This is a genomic window from Shewanella sp. A22, assembly GCF_053850585.1.
Genome location: NZ_JBSQBN010000225.1, coordinates 1 through 2,093, shown reverse-complemented (window position 1 = coordinate 2,093; position 2,093 = coordinate 1). Strand labels below are relative to the sequence as shown.

General features: G+C 39.2%; 1 protein-coding gene. It reads left to right on the top strand.

Translation table 11 applies throughout. The features are described from left to right. The first annotated feature begins 664 nt into the window (after window positions 1-664). A complete protein-coding gene (locus tag ACWXWT_RS20360) occupies window positions 665-1,858 on the top strand; it encodes an amino acid aminotransferase (protein WP_456043389.1) in 1,194 nt (397 codons plus the stop codon). Window positions 1,859-2,093 lie beyond the last annotated feature (235 nt).

Sequence of the window (2,093 nt, the reverse complement as noted above, 5' to 3'; positions counted from 1 at the left end):
TGGAATACCTGAGAGACTCCATTCTGGCGGGTTTCAAAGTCCTTTATGCTTCGTTAGATGCTTTCAAAATACGACTGCATGGTCTATTTTTTTCCATAAAAAATAAGACATTCCCACCATCCATGGCAGTCAGATACTGGAGGTAGAGTAACGCAGGAGCTTGTTACCGAGGATCACTATTCGCTTCAATCATCTGCCTTGCCTACAGCACTTTGAACTTCCGAGAAAGATCAAATATTTAATAGGATTGGTATTATTATCTGGCCTTTCAACTGGGATCCTAAACCTAGCTGCATAGGAGGTTCAAAAATGCCAGAGGGAGCCATCTGACGTTAGATTTTTTCGTTGCATTACTTCAAGCTATTAACCTGACTTGGATAAAACCACAACTCAATTACCTTCTACTTTAGCTTACAGTAATTCACCCATTTACAATCAGTTAGTGTTCGAAACGTCAATTCGCCTTGTTTAGAAGCGATGGCGAGTTTGAGAGTCATCAAAGACTAAGGTCACGATCCAAACGATAATATTCATATCTCTAATCGTTGATTTAGGTTAAATGTGACTTTTTATCCCAACTATTAAAAATCTCACTACTCCCACACGTCATAGAATGGTATAAATACATAAAACCTGTCTATTTACCTCACTTAGGATAGTTGTAATGATCTTTTCACAAGTAACCCTTGCTCCAGCAGATCCCATCTTAGGCTTAACCGACGCATTTAAAGCAGATACCCGTCCTCACAAAGTTAATTTGGGTGTGGGTATTTATAAAGATGAAGATGGGCAAACGCCTGTTTTATCTTCTGTAAAAAAAGCTGAAGCGATTATACTTGAAACCGAAAAGAGCAAAAATTACCTTGGAATTGAAGGTGTGCAAGCTTACAACAACGCGGTTCAAAATTTACTATTTGGTTCTCAAAGCAAAATCATTGATAACAAACGTGCTGTAACAGCTCAAGCTCCTGGTGGTACAGGTGCGTTACGTGTAGCGGCTGAGTTTTTGGTGCGTAATACGGGCTCTACAACTATTTGGGTCAGTAATCCTACTTGGGCTAATCATCAAAATATTTTTGAAACAGCAGGATTAACGGTAAAACAATATCGTTATTATAAAGCAGAAACTCATGACATGGATTTCGAAGCCATGATCACTGACTTAGCTGATGCAAATGAAGGTGATGTTGTATTACTTCATGGTTGCTGCCATAACCCAACTGGTATCGACCTATCAATTGAACAATGGAAACAAGTCGGTAAGGTATGTGTTGAGAAATCCTTATTACCATTATTCGATTTTGCATATCAGGGCTTCGGCGCAGGTATTGAAGAAGATGCACAAGGTCTACGTGCTGTTGCTTCTGTTGTCCCTGAACTACTCATTGCCAACTCATTTTCAAAAAACTTTGGTTTGTATAACGAACGAATTGGCGCTGTAACCATAGTTGCAGAAACTGAAGATGATGCAGTAAGAAGTTTTAGCCAAATTAAAAAGACTATCCGGGCAAATTATTCTAACCCGCCTGCACATGGTGGATTGATTGTGAGCACCATTTTGGCCGATGACGGATTGCGTCAAGAGTGGGAAGCCGAATTAACACAAATGCGAGAACGTATTGCCGCAATGCGCAGCCTCTTTGTAGAAAGTCTTAAAGCCGAAGGCGTAAAACAAGATTTTAGTTTTATTTCTCGTCAAAATGGCATGTTCAGTTTTTCTGGATTAAATAAAAACCAGGTTGCTCGCTTAAGAGATGAATTTGCCATATATATTGTTAGTTCGGGTCGTATTAGTGTTGCAGGACTGACAAAAAATAATATACCCGTAGTGTGTAAAGCGATTGCTCAGGTAATTTAGTTTTTAGGTCAACTAAAAAGGCTGCCGATGAGCAGCCTTTTTAATGCTGTTTTTATAGTAATAAAGCATGTAATACCAATCCCATTAAATATCTGGTCAGTTCAGAGCCTCTCAGGTTTTTCAATTCAAGGCACATTGATGTAGAAATGGTTGTTGCCTTTTAAATCGATGTAACACAGAAGTGGAATACCTGAGAGACTCCATTCTGGCGGGTTTCAAAGTCCTTTATGCTTCG

Bases quoted from the DNA above. Each gene is read 5' to 3' on its own strand.
- ACWXWT_RS20360 (WP_456043389.1), top strand. From the start codon at position 665: ATGATCTTTTCACAAGTAACCCTTGCTCCAGCAGATCCCATCTTAGGC.